The sequence below is a fragment of the Desulfacinum infernum DSM 9756 genome (assembly GCF_900129305.1).
GTDB classification, from domain to species: domain Bacteria; phylum Desulfobacterota; class Syntrophobacteria; order Syntrophobacterales; family DSM-9756; genus Desulfacinum; species Desulfacinum infernum.
This window is the reverse complement of record NZ_FQVB01000007.1, coordinates 51,523-76,614: the sequence shown is the minus strand read 5'-3', so window position 1 is coordinate 76,614 and position 25,092 is coordinate 51,523. Positions and strand designations below refer to the sequence as shown.

22 protein-coding genes and 1 pseudogene are annotated in these 25,092 nt (G+C 61.9%); 11 read left to right on the top strand and 12 right to left on the bottom strand.

The annotated features are described in order from the left end of the window. Window positions 1-101 precede the first annotated feature (101 nt). Entirely contained in the window at window positions 102-980 is an 879-nt protein-coding gene (locus tag BUB04_RS04260; RefSeq protein WP_178371900.1) for an inositol monophosphatase family protein, read from the top strand. 132 nt (window positions 981-1,112) lie between these two features. Here the strand turns inward: BUB04_RS04260 and BUB04_RS19245 are convergent, their stop codons facing one another. Continuing rightward, window positions 1,113-1,505 (bottom strand): hypothetical protein, encoded by a 393-nt coding sequence (locus tag BUB04_RS19245; protein WP_073037274.1) that lies wholly within the window; start codon window positions 1,503-1,505, stop codon window positions 1,113-1,115. A 127-nt stretch (window positions 1,506-1,632) separates the two neighbouring features. Between BUB04_RS19245 and BUB04_RS04250 the strand changes: the two genes are divergently transcribed. After that, on the top strand, window positions 1,633-2,574 hold the full coding sequence (locus BUB04_RS04250) for an AEC family transporter (protein WP_178371899.1): 942 nt from the start codon (window positions 1,633-1,635) through the stop codon (window positions 2,572-2,574). A 19-nt stretch (window positions 2,575-2,593) separates the two neighbouring features. Here BUB04_RS04250 and BUB04_RS04245 read toward each other — a convergent pair whose 3' ends face one another. The 3 genes from BUB04_RS04245 to BUB04_RS04235 are packed head-to-tail and all read right to left on the bottom strand — an operon-like array spanning window position 2,594 to window position 6,264. After that, a complete protein-coding gene (locus tag BUB04_RS04245; RefSeq protein WP_073037270.1) occupies window positions 2,594-3,988 on the bottom strand; it encodes a sigma-54-dependent transcriptional regulator in 1,395 nt (464 codons plus the stop codon). 10 nt (window positions 3,989-3,998) lie between these two features. After that, entirely contained in the window at window positions 3,999-5,276 is a 1,278-nt protein-coding gene (locus tag BUB04_RS04240) for a dihydroorotase (RefSeq protein WP_073037267.1), read from the bottom strand. Window positions 5,277-5,325: 49 nt separating this feature from the next. Then, on the bottom strand, window positions 5,326-6,264 hold the full coding sequence (locus BUB04_RS04235) for an aspartate carbamoyltransferase catalytic subunit (protein WP_073037265.1): 939 nt from the start codon (window positions 6,262-6,264) through the stop codon (window positions 5,326-5,328). Between the two features lie 157 nt (window positions 6,265-6,421). Here BUB04_RS04235 and greA point away from each other — a divergent pair, with 157 nt between their 5' ends. Further along, the gene (gene greA / locus BUB04_RS04230; RefSeq protein WP_073037263.1) at window positions 6,422-6,889 is read left to right on the top strand and encodes a transcription elongation factor GreA; all 468 of its coding nucleotides are present in this window, start codon (window positions 6,422-6,424) and stop codon (window positions 6,887-6,889) included. A gap of 161 nt (window positions 6,890-7,050) precedes the next feature. Continuing rightward, window positions 7,051-7,329 (top strand): 30S ribosomal protein S20, encoded by a 279-nt coding sequence (rpsT, locus tag BUB04_RS04225; protein ID WP_073037261.1) that lies wholly within the window; start codon window positions 7,051-7,053, stop codon window positions 7,327-7,329. A 131-nt stretch (window positions 7,330-7,460) separates the two neighbouring features. Here the strand turns inward: rpsT and holA are convergent, their stop codons facing one another. The 3 genes from holA to leuS form a co-directional block, all read right to left on the bottom strand. Then, window positions 7,461-8,450 (bottom strand): DNA polymerase III subunit delta, encoded by a 990-nt coding sequence (gene holA, locus BUB04_RS04220; protein WP_073037259.1) that lies wholly within the window; start codon window positions 8,448-8,450, stop codon window positions 7,461-7,463. A 6-nt stretch (window positions 8,451-8,456) separates the two neighbouring features. Continuing rightward, window positions 8,457-8,975, bottom strand: a complete 519-nt coding sequence (gene lptE / locus BUB04_RS04215; protein WP_073037257.1) for an LPS assembly lipoprotein LptE — start codon at window positions 8,973-8,975, stop codon at window positions 8,457-8,459. Between the two features lie 463 nt (window positions 8,976-9,438). Continuing rightward, the gene (gene leuS, locus BUB04_RS04210) at window positions 9,439-11,928 is read right to left on the bottom strand and encodes a leucine--tRNA ligase (RefSeq protein ID WP_073037255.1); all 2,490 of its coding nucleotides are present in this window, start codon (window positions 11,926-11,928) and stop codon (window positions 9,439-9,441) included. Window positions 11,929-12,227: 299 nt separating this feature from the next. Here leuS and BUB04_RS04205 point away from each other — a divergent pair, with 299 nt between their 5' ends. The 7 genes and pseudogenes from BUB04_RS04205 (at window position 12,228) to ahbD (ending at window position 19,511) form a co-directional block, all read left to right on the top strand. Then, a complete protein-coding gene (locus BUB04_RS04205) occupies window positions 12,228-12,656 on the top strand; it encodes a PilZ domain-containing protein (protein ID WP_073037253.1) in 429 nt (142 codons plus the stop codon). Between the two features lie 133 nt (window positions 12,657-12,789). Beyond that, entirely contained in the window at window positions 12,790-13,254 is a 465-nt protein-coding gene (locus BUB04_RS04200; protein WP_143156345.1) for a hypothetical protein, read from the top strand. After that, window positions 13,251-14,177, top strand: coding sequence for an AAA family ATPase (locus tag BUB04_RS04195; protein ID WP_073037250.1), 927 nt, complete (start codon window positions 13,251-13,253; stop codon window positions 14,175-14,177). Before BUB04_RS04200 ends, BUB04_RS04195 begins: the two co-directional genes overlap by 4 nt. Before the next feature lie 183 nt (window positions 14,178-14,360). Continuing rightward, window positions 14,361-15,509: pseudogene (locus BUB04_RS20395) on the top strand (AAA family ATPase); the annotation flags it as partial. 642 nt (window positions 15,510-16,151) lie between these two features. Continuing rightward, a complete protein-coding gene (ahbC, locus tag BUB04_RS04185; RefSeq protein WP_073037246.1) occupies window positions 16,152-17,336 on the top strand; it encodes a 12,18-didecarboxysiroheme deacetylase in 1,185 nt (394 codons plus the stop codon). 57 nt (window positions 17,337-17,393) lie between these two features. Beyond that, window positions 17,394-18,371 (top strand): porphobilinogen synthase, encoded by a 978-nt coding sequence (hemB, locus tag BUB04_RS04180; RefSeq protein ID WP_073037244.1) that lies wholly within the window; start codon window positions 17,394-17,396, stop codon window positions 18,369-18,371. Between the two features lie 9 nt (window positions 18,372-18,380). Then, window positions 18,381-19,511 (top strand): heme b synthase, encoded by a 1,131-nt coding sequence (ahbD, locus tag BUB04_RS04175; protein WP_084076144.1) that lies wholly within the window; start codon window positions 18,381-18,383, stop codon window positions 19,509-19,511. A 66-nt stretch (window positions 19,512-19,577) separates the two neighbouring features. Here ahbD and BUB04_RS04170 read toward each other — a convergent pair whose 3' ends face one another. From BUB04_RS04170 to BUB04_RS04150, 5 genes are all read right to left on the bottom strand, one after another. Next, window positions 19,578-20,345, bottom strand: coding sequence for a hypothetical protein (locus BUB04_RS04170; protein ID WP_073037242.1), 768 nt, complete (start codon window positions 20,343-20,345; stop codon window positions 19,578-19,580). A gap of 9 nt (window positions 20,346-20,354) precedes the next feature. Further along, on the bottom strand, window positions 20,355-20,627 hold the full coding sequence (locus BUB04_RS04165) for a DUF1573 domain-containing protein (protein WP_073037240.1): 273 nt from the start codon (window positions 20,625-20,627) through the stop codon (window positions 20,355-20,357). Window positions 20,628-21,175: 548 nt separating this feature from the next. Further along, window positions 21,176-21,904, bottom strand: a complete 729-nt coding sequence (locus tag BUB04_RS19240) for a divergent polysaccharide deacetylase family protein (protein WP_073037238.1) — start codon at window positions 21,902-21,904, stop codon at window positions 21,176-21,178. A gap of 788 nt (window positions 21,905-22,692) precedes the next feature. Beyond that, window positions 22,693-24,012, bottom strand: coding sequence for a S41 family peptidase (locus BUB04_RS04155; protein ID WP_073037237.1), 1,320 nt, complete (start codon window positions 24,010-24,012; stop codon window positions 22,693-22,695). Between the two features lie 11 nt (window positions 24,013-24,023). Next, window positions 24,024-24,971: a murein hydrolase activator EnvC family protein gene (locus tag BUB04_RS04150; RefSeq protein ID WP_178371897.1), complete on the bottom strand. Its 948-nt coding sequence runs from the start codon at window positions 24,969-24,971 to the stop codon at window positions 24,024-24,026. Window positions 24,972-25,092 lie beyond the last annotated feature (121 nt).

Here is a 25,092-nt window from a genome sequence, read left to right as displayed (position 1 = left end):
CAGGGAGGATCCAAGGTTGGAACGGGAGCCGATCCGGGCCCGGCACCCCCGCACAGGGAACCGAGACCACGGTGGTGTTAGAGATTTGCAAGGAGGCGTTGGTGAACAAGAACAACAGCACGGCAGACCCCTTCCCCCTGAACCAAGAGGAAAAACAGTCGATCCTGCGGGTGGGCCGGCTGACGGTCCTGGAAGCGGGAGCCCTCATCAGAAGACGGATGGACGGCAAGGGCCCCGGCACCGTCCGCAACAAGGCCGCCTTCGATTACGTCACCGAAGTGGACCGCCTCTGCGAGGACCTCATCGTGCGCCGGCTGAAGAGCGCCTTTCCGCACCATGAAGTGGTTTCCGAGGAGATGGAAGAGCCCCCGGCGGCGGCGTCCCTGCAGTGGCTCGTGGACCCCCTGGACGGCACCACCAACTTCATCCACGGTTTCCCCATGGTCGCCGTCTCCATGGCGTTTCTGGTGGAAGGAATCCCCGTGCTGGGCTGGGTCCTGGACCCGGTTCGCCGGGAGCTTTTCGAGGCGGTCCGGGGCGAAGGGGCCACACTCAATGGACTTGCAATCGGCATCCGTCACCAGGCCTCCGTGGCGGAAGCCCTGGTGGCCACCGGTTTTCCCTTCCGCCGCAAGGACCTGCTTACCCCCTACCTCCGTGTCTTCCAGGAAATCTTCACGGAAGTAAGCGGCATCCGCCGCGCCGGGTCCGCCGCCTTGGATCTGGCCTACACGGCCGCGGGCCGGCTGGATGGTTTTTGGGAGATGGGCCTCAAACCCTGGGACGTGGCGGCCGGTTCTCTCCTTGTGACCGAAGCCGGCGGCGTTGTGTCCGACTTCTGGGGCGGAACGACCCATGTGGAAACGGGCCACATCGTCGCCGGATCGCCCCGCGTTCATCCCTTTCTCCTGGACGCGGTGCGCAACGGCCTGGCTCCCATCCTGCACTGCGATGCCCCCCCAGACCGCCCGGCAATGTGAAAGGGACCGCCTGGATCCCAGCACACCCCTTCGGGGCTGGGACAGGAACACCCGGCGTTCAACACAAAAAAAGAGCCTCCCGCTTCGGGAGGCTCTCCGCGCTTCCTTCTCAATCCGCACAACCCGGTCGGCTTAATCCTTGGCCGGGGGCTGCACGTTCATGGCCATGAGCTTCCTGGACGCCTCGTAGACCACTTCCATCTTCTTCGGGGTGATCACCTTGCTCACCACCCCCAAGCCGAACTTGGGATGGAAGATCAGGTCCCCTTCCTTGTAGGTGTCTTCCATGCGGTACTCGGGAACACCGTCGGAGCTGGCCTCCAGGAGGAGCTGGCGCCAGTCGTCTTCCGTCTTGGGTTTGCTGATGCCCTTGTACAGGACGGAAGGAATGAGATCCTCATCCTCGTCATCAAGGATCAGATCCTCCTCTTCGTCGTCGAAGCTCAGCTCAGAGTCGTCGTCCAGCTCCAGGCTGTCGTCCTCGAAATCTTCCATCAATTCGTCTTTGTTCACATCTTTTGCCATTGAATTCACTCCGCATTCCAAAATTGCTTTATTTCTGAGATCCTGGAGTCTATTAAAACCCGGGTGAGGAAAGGTCAAGCCTTTTCGCGGCTCCCTGCTCTTCCCGATCCGTCACCGGAGGATGCCCGTGGTTTCCGTCTTCGTCAACAACATCCTGCCCGTCTTTTCCATCATCCTCTTGGGCTATCTGCTCACCCGCCGCGCCTTCATCGGACCGGCCTTCATCCAGGCGGCCAACCGCCTGGTCTTCTACGTGGCCGTTCCAGCCATGCTTTTCCATAAAGTGGCCCGGTCCTCCTTTTCGGAAAACTTCGAACCTCACGCAGTGACCAGCATTCTCCTGGCCCTGGCGACCCTGTTCGCCTTCTCCCTGCTCGCGGTGCGCCTCTTCGGGCTCGCCCCGCCGTCTCGAAAGACCTTTGTACACAGCACCTTCCACGGGAATCTCGGATACATGGCCTATGCCATCGCCTATTATGCCCTGGGGGAAAGGGCCTTCGCTCAGACGGCGCTGCTCAGCAGCTTTCTCATCGTCGCCCAAAACGTTCTGGCCATCGGCGTTTTCGCGTTCCCGCCCCAAAATCGACGCGAAAAAGCAGGTCCCTCGAAGCCCCATTCAGCAGCCATGCTGCGTCAAGTGGCGACCAACCCCATCATTTTATCCGTGCTGGCCGGCGTTCTTTGCTCCTTCCTGAAGATCCCGCTCCACACCGCCCTGTCCCGATCCCTGGACATCCTGTCCGGCATGGCTCTGCCCATGGCGCTGCTGCTCATTGGCACTTCCTTCTCCTTCGGAGCGGCCCGAAAACGGATGACCTCGATCCTGGGCATCGGCCTTTTGAAGCTCACGGCCCTGCCCCTCATCGGTTTGGTCTTCATGGGCTGGCTGGACGTTCCCGCCGATTTCCGCCTGCCCGCTCTGATCCTCCTGGCCGCCCCTCCCGCCACCGTTACCTACATCATGGCCTCCGAAGCGGGAGGGGACCAGGAACTGGCCGCCACGTCCATTTCCGTTCTCACGCTTCTGTCGGGACTGACCTACGCCTGTTTTCTCGCCTTGGACTGGTAGGTGGGGAAGTCTTCGAGGATTATTCCGAATCTTCGGCCGCGGACAGGCCGTATTTGACGAGGCGGTAGCGAAAGGAGCGGAAACTGAGGCCCAGGAGTTCCGCGGCCTTTTGCTTCACCCCGCCGCTCCGGTCCAGGGCCTGGACAAGCAGGCTCTTTTCCATGTCGGCCAGGTAGTGGTCCAAATCCATGCCGTCGGGCGGCAGAACCGGGCCGTCCGATTCCACCCGGCCCCGCTGCGCCCTTTTGTGGGCGGCCAAGGTCAAGCTCTCCGGCAGGATGATGCTGGACGACTCCAGGGCCACGCCGCGCTCAATGATGTTCTCCAGCTCCCTCACGTTCCCGGGAAAGTCGTAGCTTTTGAGAATGTCCATGGCGTACGAGGAGATCTTCCGGATGTCCTTCCCGAACTCCCGGCAGAACTTGGCCAGGAAATGGTCCGCAAGGAGCGGGATATCCTCCCGGCGTTCCCGAAGGGGCGGCAGCCGAAGCTGGATCACGTTCAACCGGTAGTAGAGGTCCTCCCGGAACCGGCCGTCGATGACCATCTGTTCCAGGTCCCGGTTGGTGGCGGAGATGATGCGCACGTCCACCGGGATATCGGTGGTGTCCCCGATCATGCGGATGGTCTTCTCCTGGACCACGCGCAGGAGCTTCACCTGGAGGGCGGGCGACAACTCCCCGATTTCGTCCAGAAAAAGGGTTCCGCCCTCGGCGGCTTCCACCAGGCCCTTGCGGTCCGCTCCGGCCCCGGTGAACGCGCCCCGGCGATAACCGAAAAGCTCGCTTTCGATGAGCGATTCCGGCACGCCCGCACAGTTGACGGCGACGAACGGCTTCTTCGCCCGGGCGCTCTGCCCGTGGATGGCCTTGGCCACCAGCTCTTTTCCCGTGCCGCTCTCTCCCGTAATGAGCACGTTGCTGCTGGTGGCGGACACCTTTTCGATCAGCTCGTAAACCTTCTTCATCGGGGAACTCTCCCCGATGAGGCATCCGAAGTAGAGGGGCCCCTCGCGGGGCCGCGCCGGGGCGTCCTGGCCGCGGCTCAGGAGCGCGCTTCGGATGACGTTGCGCATCTCGTCGATCTTGAAGGGCTTGGGAAGGTAGTCGTAGGCGCCCTCTTTCATGGCCGCCACGGCCGTTTCCGTGCTGGCATAGGCGGATATGATGATCACCACGGTGGAAGGAGACAGGCTCTTGGTCTGTTTGAGAACCTCCAAGCCGTCCACGGGCTTCATGCGGATGTCGGTAATGACGAGATCGAACTTCCGTTCTTTCAGACATTCCATGGCCTCCAGGCCATCGGCGGCGCAGTGGACCTCATAGCCGTCCTTCTGGAGCATGATCTCCAGAAACTCGCGCATGCTCCTCTCGTCATCCACCACCAGAATACGTGCCCCGGCCGGATCCGCCATGCCTTCCCCGCTACAGTGAATAGCGCACCACTCCGTCGACGATGGTCAGGAGCGCCCGCCCCTTCACACGCCATCCGGCGAAGGGGCAATTGCGTGCCTTGGAGCGGAACTTGTCAACATCGATCACGGTTTCTTCTTCGGGATCGATCAGGGTCAGATGGGCCGGGGTGCCGGCCCGCAGGCTCCCCATGGGGATCCCCAATATCCGGGCGGGATTGCAGGTGACCTTGGCGAGGATCTCCAACGGCCCCCCGATCCCGTCTCGAATCAGCTGGAGCACCAACGGCAGGGCCGACTCCAGACCGATCATCCCGTTGGCCGCGTACTCGAATTCCGTATCCTTTTCCAACACGCTGTGCGGCGCATGGTCCGTGGCCACCGCATCGATGGTCCCGTCTGCCAGCCCCTCCCGGACAGCCTCCAGGTCGCGCCGGGAGCGCAGCGGCGGGTTCACCTTGAAGACGGTGTCGAATCCTTCCAGGGACGCATCGGTCAGAGTGAAGTAATGAGGCGCCGTCTCACAGGTGACCCGGACCCCTCGGCTCTTGGCTTCCCGAATCAACCGCACCGACGCTTCCGTGCTCACGTGGGCGATGTGCAGGGCTCCCCCGGTGAGTTCGGCCAGCAAAAGATCCCGGGCAACCATGACGGCCTCCGCCGCTGCCGGGATTCCCCGCAGTCCCAGCCGGGTGGAAACGGCCCCTTCGTTCATGAGGCCCCCTCGGGCCAGTTGGAGGTCTTCCGCATGGCTGATCACCACCAGATCGAACGCCTGGGCATACTCCATGGCCCGGCGCATCAACAGGGAGTCCATCACCGGGCGCCCGTCGTCGCTGACGGCCACGGCTCCCGCTTCGCGCAGCTCTCCGAACTCCGCCAGTTCCTTTCCTTCCAGCCCCTTGCTGATGGCCCCCACGGGATAAACGCGGCAGTGGCCTTGCTCCCGGGCCCGGCGCCGGATGAATTCCGTCACCGCCGCCGAATCGTTGACGGGACGGGTGTTGGGCATGCAGGCCAAAGCGCCGTAGCCTCCGGCCACGGCCGCCGCCGTCCCCGTTTCGATGGTCTCCTTGTACTCCTCGCCCGGCTCGCGAAGATGCACATGCATGTCCACCAGGGCCGGCACCACCCACTTGCCGCCGGCGTCGATGACCTCCAGGCCCTCCGCCTCCTCGGGAGAAAGGCCCGGGGAGCCCACCGCCTCCAGGGTGCCGTCCCGGATCACCACGTCGCCCACCGTATCGAGCCCCCGTTCCGGGTCCAGAATGCGCGCCGAGCGCAGGATCATGTGTGCCCTTTTCACTTGTTCATCCTCACGTTCCGATTTCGCCGGCCTTTCAGCCCTCCGCCGAGGGCGCCTCCCTGTGAACCAGCAGATAGAGCAGGGCCATGCGCACCGCCACCCCGTTGGCCACCTGGTCCAGGATGACCGAATAGGGCCCGTCCGCCACCTCGGGGCTGATCTCCACCCCTCGGTTCATGGGGCCCGGGTGCAGGATGAGCACGTCGTCCTTGGCTCTTTCCAGCTTCTTTGCATCCACGCCGTAGTAGACGGCGTACTCGCGAAGCGACGGCAAGAGCCCCTGGCCCTGTCTCTCCTTCTGGAGCCGCAGGACCATGATCACGTCCGCTGCTCCGATCACCGCGTCCAAATGATGGGAAACCTTGACCGGCAGGGAATCCACCTCGGCCGGCAACAGGGTGGGCGGCGCACAAAGCACCACGTGGGCGCCCATCTTGGTGAGCCCCCAGATATTGGACCGGGCCACGCGGCTGTGAGCGATATCCCCCACGATAAGCACGTTGAGCCCTTCCAGGCGCCCCTTTTTCTGGCGGATGGTCAGCATGTCCAAGAGCGCCTGGGACGGATGTTCATGCATGCCGTCGCCCGCGTTGATCACCGAGGCCGACGTGCGCCCGGCGATCCGGTGGGGAGTGCCCGACGCCGAATGGCGGATCACGAACACATCCGGCCCCATGGCTTCCAGGTTCTTGATGGTGTCGAGGAAGGTCTCTCCCTTCACCATGGAACTGGTGGACGTGGAGATGCTGTAGGTGTCCGCGCTCAGCCTCTTGGCCGCGATGTCGAAGGATGTGCGGGTCCGCGTGCTGGGTTCATAGAAAAGGTGCACCACCGTCTTGCCCCGCAGGGTCGGCACCTTCTTGATGGCCCGCTGGTTGATCTCACGGAGGGATTCGGCCGTATCCAGGATCGTCTGGATCTCGTCCGGTCTCAGGTCGCGAATACCCAGCAAATCTTTTCTCTCGAACGCCATCATGCTCCTCGATTCGGTGGAAAAAGAAGGACATGGCTCAATCTTTGTATATGTACCACGATTCCCGCCGGACCGGGAGCGAAAAACCAATTCATCTTGACACCCCCTCCCATTGCTTATAAACCTTGGCTCACTTTGAAGAACCTGGAGGCGGATCATGCAAAGAGTTCCCATTACACGGGAAGGTTACGAGCGGCTGCGGCAGGAACTGCAGCGGCTTCAAAAGGAAGAACGGCCCAAGGTCATCCGAGCCATCGAGGAGGCGCGGGGGCACGGCGATTTGTCCGAAAACGCCGAATACGAAGCAGCCAAGGAAAAGCAAGCTCTCATCGAGGGACGGATCGCCGATCTCCAGACCAAGTTGTCCCAGTGCGAAATCGTCGAGCCGGGCCTCAACGGCGGGAAGGCCATGTTCGGGCTCACCGTGGTCCTGGAAGATCTGGACACGGGCGAAGAGCTGGCCTACAAGCTCGTGGGCCCCTACGAAGCGGACATTCAGGCCGGCACCCTTTCGGTAACCTCTCCCCTGGGCAAGGCGCTCATCGGAAAGGAAGAGGGCGACGAGGTGAAGGTGCAGACCCCCAAAGGGGTTCGAAACTTCCAGGTGGTGGAGATTCGCCCGTAACGGAAAACTTGGCCGCCGTTTTGGCCGCGGCTCGGACGAGAACAGCGCTTGACATCCTCGACGGCAACCGCTAAAAGGCTGTGTTCCCTGTGCCAAGATCGTGAACGGAACACGGACACTGGCTATAGAAAGACGGTGAGCAGCTTAAGGAGGTAGGGGTTTTGGCTAACCACAAATCGGCACTCAAACGCGCGAAGCAGAGCGAGATCCGGCGGGTGCGGAACCGCTCCCGCAAGACCCGCATGAAGACGGCCATCAAGGCCCTGGAAGAGGCCCTGAAGGCCCAGAGTCTGGAACTGGCCGAACAGCGGTTTCGGGAGGCGAGCTCCATCATCGCCAAGACGGCTTCCAAGGGCACGATCCACAAGAACACCGCTTCCAGAAAGATTTCCCGGCTGGCCCGCAAGGTGAACGCCCTGAAGGCGGCTCAAAGCGCCTGAGCTCCGGGATTCCCGCGGGCTCCACGCCACCGGGCACGGATAGGAGGCGGACGACGCCGAAAGGGGTCGTCCGTTTTTCTTTTGCAAGGCGGTCTCAATCGGCTTTTCCCCGGACGGGAAGCGGAACCGGGCTACCTGCAGAGGCGGTAGATGAGGCTTTCCAGGGCTTTTTCCGGATCCAGGCCCGTGGTCTTCAGTCGCAAGTCCGTCTGGAGGATGGCGCCGTGCAGGGTGCTGAGGGCGTCGTGCGAGAACCGGCGCGCCTGCCGGGCATGCCGTTCCACCACAAAGGGAGGCAGGCGCAAGGTTTTGGCCAACTGGGCAGCGGACTGTCCGCGTTCCAAACCGTCTTTGATCTGCCAGACCAACCGGACCTGCCGGGCCAGCAGGGCCAGGATGCTCAAGGGGGCGTCGCCGGAAAGAAGCAGCCCCCGCAGGCAGAGAAAGGCTTCCGCGGCCCGTTTTTCTCCCACGTATTCCATGAGCTTGAAGATATTGTCCGTGTGCTGGTGGGCCACCACCGCCTCCACATCCTCATCGAGGATCTCCGGGCGATCGTCCACATAGAGACCCAGCTTTTCCAGCTCTTTTTCCAGATTCTGTAGGTCCGCGCCCACCTTCGCCATGAGGAGCCCGGCCGTTTGGAGCGAGATCCGCTTTCCCTGGGCCGCCGCCCGATCCCGGATCCAACCGGGAATCTGCCTTTCGTGGAGCCCTCTGAACTCCACCACGGCACCGTGCTCCCCCGCCAGCCGTTCCAGTTCCTTCCACGCCTTCTTGGAAGCCACGCACGCCACGAAACAGGATCGGGGATTGGGCTTGCGAAGATAGTCGTGCAGGATCTCCCGCTGCTCCCCCGGCCATGCGTCCACATCCCGTACGAGCACCGCTCTTATGGGAGCAAAGAGCGACAGCGTGCGCAGTCGAGCCACCACCTCCGCAGCGGCCACCTCGCGTGCGGAAAAACGCTCCCCCCGGATGGAGCCGCCCTTGGAAGAACGGCCCAGGGCGGAGAGAAGCGCCTGCCACGCCTGGTCCATCAGGAACGGCTCCTCTCCTTTGAAGAGGTACACCGGGCGGGGACGCTCCCGGAGGCTTGCGATGAAGGTCCGACTGTCCATGGAAGCTCAGAAGCGGCTCAGGAAACGGTCATGGATCCGCACGGCCAAGTCCCTGGCCGCGGTCTCCAGAGCCTCCCGACGGTTTTGGAAGGACACCAGGGGATCCGAATCCTGGATGTAGTCCTGATAGTAGGTGAGGGAACGATCCTGCCAGAGCACCTTTTGGGTTCGATTGTCAACGCAGCGCACATCCAGGGTGACCGAAAGGCGCGTCAGGATCGTATCCTGCGATTTTCGATGGGCCACCGAAGACGTGGACAGGCGGGTGATGCGGCCCAGGAAAACGGCCTCGGCCTCCCGGCGGGGAACCAGCCTGATCCGGCTGCGAAGAAGAAATTCACGGCGAAGGGCGCCCGTGAAAATCGGTTCCAGGCCCGGCTCGGCCGTCAGATTCTCGAAGACGGGAATCGCCAGCGTGGAGATCCCGGGTTCCGGGCCCTGTCCTTCTCCAGCAAAATGGTAGCCGCACCCGGCGCAAAGAAGGAAAAGCGCCACACAGAGGATGAGCCGGCGGTACGTTCCCACAGCGTCCCTCCCCACTGAGCCACACGAAGGCCTGCCGCCTGTCCGACGGCATTGCCGCCCGTTCGGGTTCCTTGGCCGCATTCGATCACCAGAACCGGGCGATTTTTCCATCGGGTTTCTTGATCACCACGCCATGAGCGGGCGGGGATAAACCCCGCCCCTGCCCGAAAGGTCCATGGGTTTTGTCGGGGGCGGGCTTCAGGCTCGCCCTTTGGGACCCCGCCATGACAAAGAATCGTCCCCGTAGGGCTTCACACTAACGGTGATGGTCTCCCTCGCGCCACCCCGCATGGATGAAAGAGCGGGCCGGAGCAAGGGCATTTGTCGGAACGCCGCGATATGCCATTCTCTATGAGTCACTGCGCGCCCAGTGTATTACCGGGCACCCTCATTGCAGCCTTCGCAGTCCCTACAACTAAGAAGATTTGCGTCTATTCGCGTTCATTCGCGGTTCTCTTTCACACTAAACCACGATGTTGACGAGTTTTTTGGGGACCACGATCACCTTCCGGATCGGTTTGCCTTCGAGGAAGCTCTGTACTTTGGCATCCGCCAGGGCCGCCTTCTCCAGTTCCTCGTTGCTGATGTCGGCAGGAACCGTCAAACGGCCTCGAAGCTTACCGTTCACCTGGACAACCACCAGGATCTCTTCCGCCTGGAGAGCCTCTTCGCGCCAGGCGGGCCAGGGAACCTTGGCAACGCTGGGCGCCTTGCCCAGCCGTTCCCAGAGTTCTTCAGCGATGTGCGGTGCCATGGGCGAAAGCAGAAGCACCACGGCCTCCACCGCCTCGCGCATCACCGGCCAATAGGCGGCTTCCCGGGAGGCCTTGTCCTGCACGGCGTAGATCTGGTTCACCAGTTCCATGACGGCCGCAATGGCCGTGTTGAAGTGGAAGCGCTGCTCGATGTCCTCCGTCACCTTCTTGATGGTCTGGTGGGTCTTTCGATGAAGGGCCTGCAACCGGGGGCTCAGCGGGGCTCGGCCATCGTAGGGATCGGCCCCTTTCAGGCCTTCCAGATTGTCGTGCACCAGCCGCCAGACGCGCCCGAGGAACCGGGAAGCCCCTTCCACGCCCTGATCGCTCCATTCCAGTTCCTTTTCGGGAGGCGCCGCAAAGAGACAGAAAAGGCGGACGGTGTCGGCACCGTAGGCCTGGATCATGTCGTCCGGGTCCACCACGTTGCCCTTGGATTTGCTCATCTTGGCCCCGTCCTTGATCACCATGCCCTGGGTGAGCAGGTTGGTGAACGGCTCGTCCACCTTCAGGTATCCCATGTCCCGAAGGACCTTGGTGAAAAACCGCGAGTAGAGCAGGTGCAGGACGGCGTGCTCGATCCCCCCGATGTACTGGTCCACGGGCATCCAATAGCCCACCCGCTCGGGGTCCAGGGGACCCTTGTCGTAGTCGGAACAGGAAAACCGGGCGAAATACCAGGACGATTCCACGAAGGTGTCCATGGTGTCCGTCTCCCGCCGGGCCGGCTTTCCGCATTGGGGGCACGTGGTGCGGACGAATTCCTCGCTCATGGGCAGCGGAGACGCCCCGTTTTCGGGCATTTCCAGATCCAGGGGCAGCACCACCGGAAGATCCTCTTCGGGCACGGGAACCGTGCCGCAGGCGTCGCAGTAGATGATCGGGATGGGAGCCCCCCAATAGCGCTGGCGGGAGATGCCCCAGTCCCGAAGCCGGTACTGCACCGTGAGCCCCCCCTGTCCCTTGGCTTCCAGGGCCTTGGTGATGGCTTCCCGGGCCTGCGGGGACGTCATGCCCGTGAAGTCGCCGGAATCCACCAGGACCCCGTCCTCTTCGAAAGCCTGGTCCATGGTGGAGGGATCCGGTGCCGGGGCTTCCGCGCTTTCCTTGATCACCACCTTGATGGGAAGATCGTATTTGCGGGCAAATTCAAAATCCCTTTGATCATGGGCCGGAACGGCCATCACGGCGCCCGTACCGTATTCCATGACCACGAAGTTGGCCACGAAGATGGGCATCTTGGCGCCGGTCATGGGATTGATGCAATAAGCCCCCGTGAAGACGCCTTCCTTTTCCAGCAGGTCGGCGGCCCTTTCGCCGCGCTTGGCCTGCTTTGCCCGCTCCACAAAGGCGCGCACGGCCTCTTCCTGCCCCGTACCCCGACACAACTCGTCCACCAGGGGATGTTCCGGAGCCAGGCTCATGAAGGTGGCTCCGAAGAGGGTGTCGGCCCGGGTGGTGAAGACCTCGATGCTCCCGGTTCCCGATTCCAGGGGAAAGAGGATGGTGCTGCCGTGGCTTTTGCCGATCCAGTTGCGCTGCATGGTCAGAACCCGCTCCGGCCAGCCGGGCAGCTTGTCCAGATAGTCCAGCAGCTCTTCCACGTAATCGGTGATCTTGAAGAACCACTGTTCCATCTCTTTTTGAACGACAGGCTGGTCGCAGCGCCAGCAGGCTCCGTCCTCCACCTGCTCATTGGCCAGAACGGTCTGGCAGGTCCCGCACCAGTTCACGTAGGATTTTTTCTTGTAGGCCAGCCCCCGCTTGTACATCTGCACGAAAAAGAGCTGCTCCCAGCGGTAGTAGGACGGGTCGCAGGTGGCGAACTCCCGGGACCAGTCATAGGAAAAGCCCAGCTTCTTGAGCTGGCGGCGCATGTAGTCGATGTTCTCGTAAGTCCATTTGGCCGGGTGGGTCTTGGCCTTGATGGCGGCGTTTTCGGCGGGCATCCCGAAGGCATCCCAGCCCATGGGATGGAGAACGTTGTAGCCGCGCATGGAGAGGAACCGGGCCACCACGTCCCCGATGGTGTAGTTGCGCACATGGCCCATGTGGATCCTGCCGGACGGATAGGGAAACATCTCCAGCAGGTAGAACTTCTTCTTATGGGGATCTTCCCCAACCGAGAAGAGGTTCCTGCTCTCCCAGAAGCTCTGCCACTTTTCTTCCACTTCCTTCGGGTTGTACCGCATCTCCATGATCTGCCACCCCTGTTATGCCATCGATCTGCAGGCAGTCGCCCCGCCTTGGTTTTTCAGCCTCCGAAAGGGTGGCAGACTTGTAGCACATGCCCCGGCCTTTCGCAACATGGCCCACGGAGGATTCCACTCGATAAATTCCTTAAAGGGAAGATCACGAACATCCGAACCTTATAAGTGGAAGCCATGACTTGCGTGGTGACACCACTTGAGAGCCCCGGCAGCCTCGACGGCGGATTCCTCGAAGGAAACGCTCATGGCAAATCAGGAAACAATCCAAACAAGCGGAGGGCACATCCATGGGAAGTAAGGGCGTGGAATCCATCCTGTCCGAACTTGAGGAATTCGAAGAGATTCTGACCCTGAAGGGCCTTTCGCCGGAAGAAAACGTCGTAAGGAAATCCTTCCGGGTGCCGGTGGACGAAGACACCCCGGTACGCGTCACCATCGGGGGCTCCGCCCTGTCGGTGGCCAATGTCAGCGAAGGCGGCATCGGTCTGACCGATGAACGGGCCGATCGATTCTCCCCTGGAGACAAGCTCACCGACGTGCAGATCCACTACGGTGAACGGTCCATACAGGCCCGGGCCGTCATCCGACATGCAACCCCGTTGGAAGAAGGGGGTGTTCTCTACGGGTTGGCGCTGGAATTCCAGTCGGAAGAAGACCGGCTGTTCGTAGAGGATTTCGTTCAGAAAGCCCGGGAGCGCTTCTTTGCCAAGCAGTAGGCGACCGACAATGACTCCCACTGACGACCCGGATCGGAGCGGTCCTTCGGATCGAGTCGAGGGGAAGACGGCCATGGGTCTGGAATTGATTTCTTTGGAACATGGAAGCGGGCATCAGAGTGGAGGGAACTTGGTGTCGGAACCGAAAGATCACAGACCGGACATCATGACCGAGCTCCTGCTGGGAAAAGCGCCCCAAGTCACAACTCAGGAAAACGACCTCATCGAACGACTCGCTTTCTACCTGAAACGCCTGGAGCAGCGCGCCGGAAGCCCCGAGCCGTCCCCGGAGCCCCAGCCCGCTCGACGCATGCGTGCACCGCGCACCAAGAAAAAAGCTACCTACTACCTGACCAAGGCCCTGATCCGGAAACTGGATGCAGCACAGCAAACGTTGGTGGATCTCACCGAGGGGACGGGCGCCCCGAAGATCTCCAAGTCCCTCATCGTGGAATTGGCTCTGAAGACGATGCTCAAAGATTTGGAGGTTTCCGGCCGCTCCAGCCGGTTGCTCAAACTCATCACAGGGATTCCCAAAAAGAACGCCCGGAAACATGAGAACGCCGAGAAAACCAAGCACGGCGAGGGTGAACAATGATTATCATCTGCCCCAGTTGTAAGAGACAGCACAAGATCGACGAAACCCGCCTGTCCGACAAGGTCAAGGCCGCCAAATGCATCTATTGCGGGCACAAGTTTCCCATCCCCCGACAGCAGGACGGCCCGGCACAGGTCCAAGACCTCGAAGCCAAGACGGACAGGAAGACCCGACGCATCGCCGTCTCCCTCAGCAAAGGAGGAGTCGGCAAGACCACCACGGCTGTCAATCTGGCCGCTGGCCTGGCCCTTGCCGGCTACAAGGTGCTGCTGGTGGACACGGACACCCAGGGCCAGGCTGCCTACATGCTGGGAGTGAAGCCCAAGGCGGGACTCACCGAGCTCATGACCGGGGAGGTCATCCCCCAGGACTGCATGGTGGAGGCCCGAGAGCGGCTCTCTCTTCTCGCTGGAGGAAAATCGCTGGCGGGAGTGAAACGGCTCATCGCCAGGAAGGATTTCCGGAGCGAAATGATGCTCACCGAGGCCCTCAGCCCCTTCGACAGCCACTTCGACTTCGTCATCCTGGACACCTCCCCGGGCTGGGACGTGCTCACCATCAACGTGCTTTTTTATGTCAAGGAAGTCCTGACCCCCGTCAGTCTCGAGGTCATGGCCATCCAGGGCCTGTTGGAATTCTGCCGCAGCCTGGCCTCAGTCCAAACCTACCACAAGGACCTGAGCCTCAGATACGTGGTGCCCACCTTCATGGACAAGCGGGTCAAGCAATCCGAAGAGATCCTCTCCCAGCTGGAATCCCATTTCAACAGCCGGCTCTGCCCGCCGGTTCGCTACAACGTGCGGCTCAGCGAAGCTCCCGGCCACGGCCAGACCATCTACGAATACGCCCCCGGCTCCCCGGGCGCCAAGGATTATCGGGAATTGGTGCGAAAGGTGTGCGGAAACGACAAACTATGGCGTTGATGCCCCGCCGGATTCCCCAACAGCCGACTGCACGAGAACAAAACCCACCCGCTCGGGTGGGTTTTCCATTTTGGAGCGGCTGGGCAAGCGCGCCGGCGTCGGTTGAAATGGGCCACGGAAGTGTTTATAGTACGAGGGCGCTTTCGCGGTAATTGCTTGAAATTAAAAAACGTTAGGTGAGCCATGAGCGACAAGTTCCAAAAACTTCCCGATCAGGAAGAGCTGGAAAGAGAGCTGAGCGAGTACCTTTCCAAGAAATACGGACGACCGGTCAGGGTCATCTCCCCCATGATGATGCCCTCCGCCAAGGAATCCAAGACCAAGGAATCGGGTCCCCGTGGTTTGGAAAAGATCCAATTCGACATGAAGCCCGAGGAACTGGAGGCCTACCTGGACCAGTACGTGGTCAAACAGGACCAGGCCAAGGCGATTCTGGCCACCAAGATCTGCACCCATTACAACCGGATCAAGTGGCAGATGGAACACGGGCGCCGGGCTCCCGACAGCGCCGTGGGCCGCATCAAGAACAACATCATTCTCATGGGCCCCACCGGAGTGGGCAAGACCTACCTGATCAAGCTCATCGCCCAGAAGCTGGGGGTTCCCTTCGTCAAGGGCGATGCCACCAAGTTCAGCGAAACCGGATACGTGGGCGGCGACGTGGAGGATCTGGTGCGGGATCTGGTCCGGGCTGCGGACGACGATCTGGAGCTGGCCCAGTACGGCATCATCTATATCGATGAGATCGACAAGATCGCATCCGCCTCCAACCTCATCGGCCCCGATGTGTCCCGAACGGGAGTTCAGCGGGCGCTTTTGAAACCCATGGAGGAGACGGAGGTGGATCTTCGGGTTCCCCACGACCCCATCTCCCAGCTGCAGGCCATCGAGCAGTACCGCAAATCGGGCAAACGGGAAAAGCAGACCATCAACACCAAGAACATCCTCTTCATTGTGAGCGGCGCCTTCAACGGCCTGGCCGAAAAGGTCAAGAAAAGGCTCCATCAGCAGGGCCTCGGGTTCAAGGCCTCGGTCCAGAGCCGCTCGGACGATTTCAAGTACCTCCAGCACGTCAAGGCGGAGGATCTCATCGCATACGGGTTCGAAAGCGAATTCGTGGGGCGCCTTCCCGTGATCGCCGTCCTGGAACCCCTGGAGGTGGAGGATCTCTACCAGATCCTGAAAAACCCCAACAACCCCATCATCCAGGGAAAGAAGGAGGACTTCCGCTGCTACGGCATCGATCTCAAATTCGAAGACGAGGCCCTTCGCGTGCTGGCGGAAAAGGCTTATCAGGAAAAGACGGGGGCCCGGGGTCTGGTGAGTGTCATCGAGCGGGCCTTGCTGGGCTTCGAAAAAAAGCTGCCCTCCACTTCCATCCGCTACCTGGTGGTGACCCGGGAAATGGTCCTGGAACCGGAGGCGGAGCTGGAGAAAATTCTGAAGGACCCGGATTCCCCCGAACGCCGCCGCATCTACGAAAGGATCCTTCGGGAGGAAAAGGAAGCCGTCCGGGAACAGGTGCTCAGGAAAAAGAAGCACTATGTCCAAAATTACCCTTTCGTTTTCACACAAAGCCGTTTAGATCTGCTGGTCGAGCAGCACCTGAGGACCGGGGAGCCCTTGGAGGATCTCTTCGACGAGATGATCACCCTGTACAATCAGGTGAAGGTCTTCGAGGACGAGTTCCACGAGCGCCATGGCTATCGCATCCATTTCGACGACCAGGCCGTCACGGCCATCGTGAGCCGGGCTCTCAGGGAAAACAAGCCGGCCGGGTCCGTCTGCCGGGAGATCTCCCGCGATTACGATTACGGGTTCAAGCTGGTCGCGGAGCGCAGCGGTCAGACCCAGTTCATCCTGCCCCGGGAGGCGGTGGAGGAACCCGGTTCGTACCTGGACAACCTGATCCGAGAGACGTATCGCAAGTATCCCTTGCAGGAAAGGGATGAAGACTAGAAAGGACACCCGCTCATGATCGGCATCTCCAAACTCTACTGCGGCACGGTGGAGCCTTCCGACGCGCTCCGCTACGGCCGCAGGAGCCGCGATCTGCCCTCCCACCTCCTCCAGTTTTCCGAAGACAAGAAGCCCGTGGTGGTTTGGAACATGACCCGCCGCTGCAACCTCAAGTGCGTCCACTGCTACGCCCACGCCAAGGACCGGGCCTTCCCGGACGAGCTCACCACGGCCGAGGGCAAGGCGCTCCTGGACGATCTGGCCGCTTTCGGATGCCCGGTGGTGCTCTTTTCCGGCGGGGAGCCCCTGATGCGACCGGACCTGGTGGAACTGGCCGACTACGCCGTCCGGAAAGGCATGCGGGCGGTGATCTCCACCAACGGAACCCTCATCACCCCGCGGGTGGCCCAGGAACTCAAGAAGGTGGGGCTTTCCTACGTGGGCATCAGCCTGGACGGCATGGAGGAGGTCAATGACCGCTTCCGGGGGGTGAAGGGCGCTTTCCGCATGGCCCTGGACGGCATCGCCGCCTGCCGGGAGGCGGGCATTAAGGTGGGGCTTCGGTTCACCATGAACCGGCGTAACGCCTCCGAGATCCCCGCCATCTTCGATCTGCTGGAAGAGCGGGACATTCCCAGGGTCTGCTTCTATCACCTGGTCTATTCCGGCCGCGGTTCGGCCCTCATGGAAGAAGATCTCTCCCACGAGGAGACCCGCCGGGCGGTGGATCTCATCATCGACCGGACGGCGGATCTGCACCGGCGCGGAAAGCCCAAGGAAGTGCTCACCGTGGATAACCATGCCGACGGCCCTTACGTGTACCTCCGTCTTCTCCGGGAGGGCTCCCCCCGGGCCGAAGACGTGTTGAAGCTCCTGCAGATGAACGAAGGAAACAGCTCCGGCCGGGGCATCGGTTGCGTGAGCTGGGACGGCCGGGTGCATGCGGACCAGTTCTGGCGCCACTACAGCTTCGGCAACGTGCGGGAAAGGCCCTTCAGCGAGATCTGGTCGGACCTGTCCAACCCGCTCATGGCAAAGCTGAAGGATAAAAAGCCCCACGTGAAGGGGCGGTGCGCCCGGTGCCGCTGGCTCGATATCTGCGCGGGAAACTTCCGGGTGCGGGCGGAGGCCGCCACCGGCGACCTGTGGGCGCCGGATCCGGCCTGCTATCTGACGGACACGGAAATCGGCATCGCATGATGCAAAAGAGCGGCGGCCCATGGACCGCCAGGATCGTTGGCGAGGGAGGAACGCCCCATGTGGTTTCCTGACTACCGGCCCCGTCGGCTCCGCCGAACGGAAAATCTTCGGAGAATGATCCGGGAAACGCGCCTGTCACCGGACCGATTCATCTACCCCCTCTTCGTCAGGAAGGGAAAGGACATCCGAAACCCCATCGCCTCCATGCCCGGCGTCTTTCATCTTTCGCCGGACACGGCCGTCCGGGAGACGGAAGAGCTCCAGCGGCTGAACATCCCTGCCGTGATCTTGTTCGGCCTTCCCGAGGCCAAGGACGAAAAGGGATCGGAGGCCTACGACCCTGACGCCGCGGTGCAAACCACTGTCAAGGCCCTCAAGGACCGTTTTCCCGAACTGGTGGTGATCACCGACGTGTGCCTGTGCGAATACACCAGCCACGGCCACTGCGGCATCCTGGACGGCCATGAGGTCCACAACGACGCCACCCTGGAAGTGCTGGCCCGGACGGCTCTCTCCCACGCCGAAGCGGGGGCCGACATGGTGGCCCCGTCGGACATGATGGACGGACGCGTGGGAGCCATCCGCCACGCCCTGGACGAGAACGGCTTCGACCGGGTGGCCGTCATGGCCTATTCAGCCAAGTATTGTTCGTCCTTCTACGGCCCGTTTCGCGACGCCGCCGACTCGGCCCCCCAGTTCGGCGACCGCCGCGCCTATCAGATGGACCCCGCCAACGCCCTGGAGGCCCTCCGGGAGGTGAACCTGGATATCGAGGAAGGGGCGGACATCGTGATGGTCAAGCCCGCCTTGGCCTACCTGGACATCATCCGCCGGGTAAAGGAGGAATACGATTATCCGGTGGCCGCCTACAACGTGAGCGGGGAATATTCCATGATCAAGGCGGCGGCCATGCAGGGCTGGCTGGACGAGGAGCGCGTCATGATGGAAACCCTCACGGCCATCCACCGGGCCGGAGCCGACTGCATCATCACTTACTTCGCCAAGGATGCCGCCCGCATCCTTTCGGCTTCCTGAGGCGGCGCCATGAACCCGCAAGGATCCCGCCCCTCGGCCCAGACCCACGGTTCTTCCCAGGACGCCTCGCCCCCGGGAGGCGCCTTCTCCCTTCGGCTTGTGGCCTGGGAGGTGACCCGCACATGCAATCTGTCGTGCATCCACTGCCGGGCGGCGGCCGTGGACAAACCTTACGAGAACGAGCTGACCACGGAAGAGTGCCGGCGGATCCTGGACGACATCGCCTCCTTCGCCAAGCCCATTATCATCCTCACGGGCGGAGAGCCGTTGCTCCGGCCCGACATTTTCGAGCTGGCCTCCTACGGGAACTCCCTGGGCCTTCGCATGACCATGGCCCCCAACGGAACCCTGGTCACCCGAGAGGCGGCGCGGAAGATGGTGGAGGTCGGCATCCAGAGGATCAGCATCAGCATCGACGGGGCCACGGCCCAAAGCCACGATGCCTTCCGCCGCGTTCCGGGGGCCTTCGAGGGGGCCATGCGCGGGATTCGAAACTCCCGGGAAGCCGGCCTGCCCTTCCAGATCAATACCACCATCACGGCCCAGAACATCCACGAGCTGGAGTCCATCCAGAAACTGGCGGTGGATCTGGGCGCCGCGGCCCACCACATCTTCCTGCTGGTGCCCACCGGCCGGGGCAAGAATTTGGAGGAACAGGCCATCAACGCCGAGCAGTACGAGAAGACGCTCCATTGGTTCTACGAGCAAAGAGACCAAGTCCCCCTGCAGCTCAAGGCCACCTGCGCCCCCCATTATTATCGGATCCTGAGACAGAGGGCCCGCCGGGACGGCAGGAGGGTGGATATGGCCACCTTCGGCCTGGACGCCATGACCCGAGGGTGTCTGGGGGGCACCGGCTTTTGCTTTGTGTCCCACGTGGGACAGGTGCAGCCCTGCGGATATCTGGAAGTGGATTGCGGAAACGTGAGGGAGCAATCCTTCCGGGAAATCTGGGAAGCATCTCCGGTCTTCCTGAAGCTGAGGGACTATAAGGCCCTGGAAGGCAAATGCGGTCGGTGCGAATATGTGCGGGTCTGCGGGGGATGTCGGGCACGCGCCTTTGAAGCCACCGGGAACTACATGGCCGAAGAGCCCCTTTGCCTCTACCAACCCCGGGGAGCGTCCCCCGGCGGGCCGTAAGGATGGGGATTGGTCCACAGGAGGGCGGATCCCCGCTAATGGTCATGGCCCTTTTCGGAAGGACCTCTAGCGATTCACCACGAAGACGTTTACCACGTGCCGCTCGCCGGCTTCCACGTCCGTTTCGATGGTCAAGGTCGTATGGCGCTGGGTCCCCTGGGCGACGGACGCCAGGCGTGGCCGCAGTTCGAGGCTGTAGCCGGGACGATCGGGGAGCGGATTCCGGATTACTTCCAAAAGGGCCTGGTCATAGTCCAGCCGGGTGATGGTGAAGGGGCTGTCCAGGTTGCTCACCACCAGGAGGCGCCCCGGCCGGACCGGGAGCCCGGCCTTGAGTCTCCCCACCACCACGCTGGTGGGGCGAACCCCCACCACCCCTTCGATCATGCCTCTCACGTGAACGCGGATCTCGGGCTTTTTGGGATGGTCCGTTCGGCAAGTGATCACACCGGAGTAATTCCCCTTTTCCACCAGATTGGTGATCACCAGCCGGTAGAGATGCCCTTCTTCCACAGGCTCCACCGCCACGTCCACCTTTCCTGAAAGCCCGTTCTCCAGCCCGGTGATCGTCCACCGCTCATTGCGAGATTCCAGCTCCACCACGCCGGGCTTCAGGGCCTTGGCCGGCCCCCGGAAAAAGACGCTGTCGGAAGGACGAACCGCCACGTGAGGCACCACCCTGGCACTGAGACTCAGGCGAAGCCTGGGGTTTTCCGGGTCATCGCAGTAAACGGTGGCCCCCTTGGAAACCTTTCCCTGGTAGCCGGCCACGTTCACCCTGAGCGTGATCTTTCCCTCACCGCCGGGAGGGATTTCCCGGTCGAACCGGGCCACGCTGCAGCCTCAGCCGGGGCGCACGTCTTGGATGTGCAGGGGGGCTTCCCCCTCGTTCCTTACCAGAAAGTCATGGAGCAGCGCCCCGTCTTCGCTCACCTCGCCCAAGTCCACATGGAGCTTGTCCACCCGGATGGCCGGCCGCGGACTTGGGCTGCCGATCTTTTCCTTCGCCCCGGTGGGAACCGTCCCGGTTTCCGAACAGAGGGCGGCGGGCCCGTTTCTCACGAGCATAACCAGACAAAGCAAAAGGAATGCGGCTTTCCGCATCCAGTTCCACATCGCCGAGACCCTCCCGTCAGCAAAGTCCGGATTTCATGGAAACCTAGAGCCTGTCTGAGAACGCCGCGGACAACCTCTCTTCTCGTAGCGCAGCCTTTTAGGGCTGCGGAGGAATCCCGGCCTTCGGATAGGCCATCGTGTATTTCCTGTCACTTCATGGAGTTACCACGGCCCTTTCCGCGGGGCCAAAGCCCCGCGGCTACAAGGAGAAGGGGGCTCCCGGCCTTCCCAGCTGGAAAAACATTTTTGGACAAGCTCCTGGGAGCCTGTCTGAAAACGCCGCCACCCGTCACTCCCGCGCAAGCGGGAGTCCATAACTTACTGGAAATTCTGGATCCCCGCTTTCGCGGGGATGACGAATGGGCGTTGAACGGCGCAAATCTGCCGTTCTCGGACAGCCGCCTGGGCCGTTGTACCTTCCACGGACGCGGATCCCCGCCACCGCCCCGTGCCTGGCGAGCGGACACGCGCTCGCCGCCCCTACGCAAGACTTCAACCCGCTACCATAGGAGCGGGATTCATGCCCGAGCGGGGTGGACATCCCCTGCTCACCCCCCGTTGACGAGCCTGCCCAGGGGAACCACTTCGATGCCCTCTTTTTCAAAGGAAAGGGCCTCTTCCTGGAGCACTTTCAGCGTGACCGGGTAGGGATGGCCGATGGCCACGGCCCTGCCCTGGATCCTGGCCCTGCGGATGAGCTCCCGTATCTGCTTTCTCACAAAGGTTTCGGTGGGCACATGATCCAGAAAGATGTCCCGCTTGATCGTGGCAACACCCATCTGCTTCGCCAGATGCACTCCCACGCTGTTGGGGCTGGTGTAGCTGTCCAGAAAGTAGAGCCCCTGTTTCTTGAGTCGGCTCAGCACCCGTTCCATCTGTTCTTTGGAAGCCGTGAACCGGGAGCCCATGTGGTTGTTGATTCCCCTGGCGTAGGGGTTTTCCCGAAAGGCGTCGTCCAGGCTCTTCTCGATCTGGCGACGGGACATGGAAACCAGCAGGGCCCCGGGGCCCGGGTTCTTCTCCGGGTACCCTTCCGGCTCCATGGGCATATGAATCATCACCTCGTGCCCGTGAACGGTGGCAAGTTCGGCGATTTCCCGCGAGTGCTTGAGTCCGGGAAGAATGGAGAAGGTGATGGAGATCGGGATGTTGAGAAACCGTTTGGCCATGGAAAGGTCCTGGCCGAAATCATCGATGACGATGGCCACCTGGGCCAGGGGAGGTCCGGCCGGGGGCGCTTCCTCACGGGGAAACGGGGCCGGGGATCCCCCGCCCACGGCCGCAGCGTGCGGCCGGCTTTCCGCGGAATCACCCCGTGCTTGGGTGGAGGTGGATGTGTGCTCGGGGCCGGCTGGAGGCCTGGGTTCCGTGCGGGGCGTCGGTACCGCAGCCGGCGCCCCCCGCTCGACTGTCCTTTCCGCAGGGACTCCGGCCGGCCGGCCGCTCTTCCACAGACCCCGGTAGGGTCCGCGGCCCCAATAGAGCAGGCTGGCCAATACCACCAGGGCGATGAACCAGACGGTGAGCAGCGGGAGGAAAAGGCTGTTACGGGCCGCATTCTTCCCCGCTCCGGTTCCGGCCTTCCGCCCTGCCCTCGATCCGCTTCGATCGGACTTCCGCCCTCCCGCTGAAGCCCCTGATTTCCGGGGTCTTTTTCCCCCTGTTTGCGCCATTTTCCACCGCCCCGAAAGGCTCAGGGCCCAGGAGCCTGTCCGAGAATGGTTTTCAGGCTCAAGAGGCCCGGGAATTTCCAATCACTTCGTAGCCGCGGGGCTTCAGCCCCGCGGAAAAGGGAGCACACTAACCCGATAAACTGACAGGCAATACCCGATGGGCCATCCGACGGCCGAGGATTCCTCCGCAGCCCTAAAGAGCTGCGCTAAGAGAAAGGAGATCATCCGCGACGTTTTCGGGCAGCCTCCTAGGAGGCGGTCTGAGAACTCCCCCAACCGTCACTCCCGCGAAAGCGGGAGTCCATAACCTGCTGGAAATTCTGGATCCCCGCTTTCGCGGGGATGACGAATGGGCGTTGAACGAGGTAAATTTGTCATTGTCGGACACGCTCCTAGAAGGTCATCTGAGCCATGATCTTGTAGCTCTTCAAGAGCTCCAGGGCGCGGCGCACCTGGTTGTCCTGCTCCAGCCACTGCTCCGTCTCTTGGGTCACGGAGTCGGATTCCTCCGCATCTTTCGTCTCATTTTCCGGCGTCTCCATGTGGCGGGGGAGGTCCTTTTCCCGGATGCGGCGCATCAGCTCTTCGTCGTCGCTGTTTTCATTGACCGCCTTCACTTCCCTCTTGACCACAATGTCCGGATGAATGCCTTTGGCCTGGATGGACCGGCCGCTGGGTGTGTAGTAGAGGGAAGTGGTCAGGCGCACCGCGGAGCCGTCCTTCAAGGGGATGACGGTTTGGACCGAGCCCTTGCCGAAGGTGGGTTCCCCAATGATCACGGCCCGCTTGTGGTCTTGCAACGCTCCCGCTACGATTTCCGATGCGCTGGCGCTGCCGCCATTGACCAGCACCACAATGGGATACGGATGCCGCGCCGAACCCTTGTGGGCTTCGAATTTCATTTGCTGGCTTTCGCGACGGCCGCCGGTGTAGACAATGAGGCCCTCGTCAAGGAATTCATCCGCCACGGCCACGGCCTGGTCCAGCAGCCCGCCGGGGTTGTTTCGCAGATCCAGGATGAGCCCCTGGAGCGGGCCGTCTTCCTTTTCGAGTTTTTCCAAGGTCTTTCGCAGATCCCGTCCCGTCCCGCTCTGGAAGCTGGAGATGCGCACGTAGCCGTAGCCTTTCTCCAAAGGCCGCGTGCGCACGCTCCGGATGGAGATGATGTCCCGGACCAGCTCAAACTCCAGAGGCTTCCGGGCCCCTTCCCTCAGGATGGTGAGTCGGACCTTGGTCCCCTTGGGCCCGCGCATCTTCTGAACGGCCTCCATCAGGCTCATCTCCTGGGTGGGCGCCCCGTCGATCTTGATGATCTGGTCATTGGCCTGGATGCCCGCCCGATCGGCCGGTGTGTCTTCCAGAGGCGCCACCACCGTCAGCACGCCGTTTCGGATGGTGATCTCGATGCCGATCCCCCCGAACTTGCCCTTGGTTTCGATCTCCAGTTCCTTGTAGTCTTCCGGTCGCAGGAAACTGGAGTGGGGATCGAGCTCATGGAGCATGCCGCTGATGGCTCCGTAGATCAGCGTCTGGGAATCCACCTCCTCCACGTAGTGCTCCTGGACCAGGTTCATAACGTCGCTGAACAGCTTGAGTTGTTCGTAGATGCTTTTCTCGGCCCCGGTGGCCACCGACTTCAGAGAGACCCAGCCGGTCAACACAAAGACGATGCCCAAGGTGAAGACGATGATTTTCCTGTTGCTTTTTCGCATTGGCCTTTCCTTTAACTCTCCATCGATTTTCCAGCCGCCAGCCAATCCTCGACCCGCACCGGTCGGCCTTTATGCCGCAACTCAAAATACAGCATTGCCTTGGCGCTGTCAGCCTTTTGCATCAGGGTCGCCACGGGTTCGCCGGCCCGCACCCGATCCCCCGTGCGCTTGAGAAACGCTCCCAGGTGGGCCAGGAGGCTGAAGTAGTGGTCTCCATGGTCGATGATCATCAAGCGACCGTAACCACGGAAGATATCCGCAAAAACCACCACCCCGTCGTGCACCGCCCGCACCGGCTCTCGGGGATCCGTTTCGATGAGCACACCGTCATTATAAAGGATGGAGGAGCCAGGCGAACGTTTTTTTGTCCCCTCCCTTTTGACTTGCCCCGAAACGGGCAGAGGCAGACGCCCCTTGAGGCTCTCGAAGGGGCAGGTCCGGACCGGAACCCGGGCGATTCTCTTGCGCTTCGCCGATTCGTCAGGGTTTTCCTTAGGCGGCGCGGCTTTCCGCTCCTCCTGGAACCGGATGAGAGCCAGGATCTTTCGCTCCTTGATCTCGTCGAGGCGTTCCCGCTCATCGGCCGATTCCCGGAGAACACGCTCCATCTCCTTGCGGCGTTCCGACAGCTGCGCTTGGGCCGCCTTCAGAGATTCGCGTTCGGAAGCAAGTCGCCTCAAGAGCCCGCCGTCCATCCGGAGAAGCTCCCGGAGGGCATAGGCCCCGTGAAAAAGCGCAAAGTCCTCATCCCCACGCAAACCGCCCATGGCAACGAGACGCAGCCAGTCCACCTTGGCAAGGGAGTTCAGGCGCCGGAGCGCCCGTTGTTTCGTGCGGGCATGGGCAGCCTTCCGATCTGCAAGGCTTTGCTCCAGCCGGGCCGTCTCCTGCGCCAGCCGATCCCTTTCGCGAGCCAGGCTCTCCATTCGGTCGACCACCTCCTCCAGGCGTTTCTCCAAGGCATCGATTTCCTGAAGAAGGCTCTTGGGATCCTGCGAGCTATCCGCCGCCCACGCCCTCCGCGCCCCCTCCGGAAGGAGAGTTCCCCGGTTTCCATCGAGGCCTGCGAAAGAGATATCC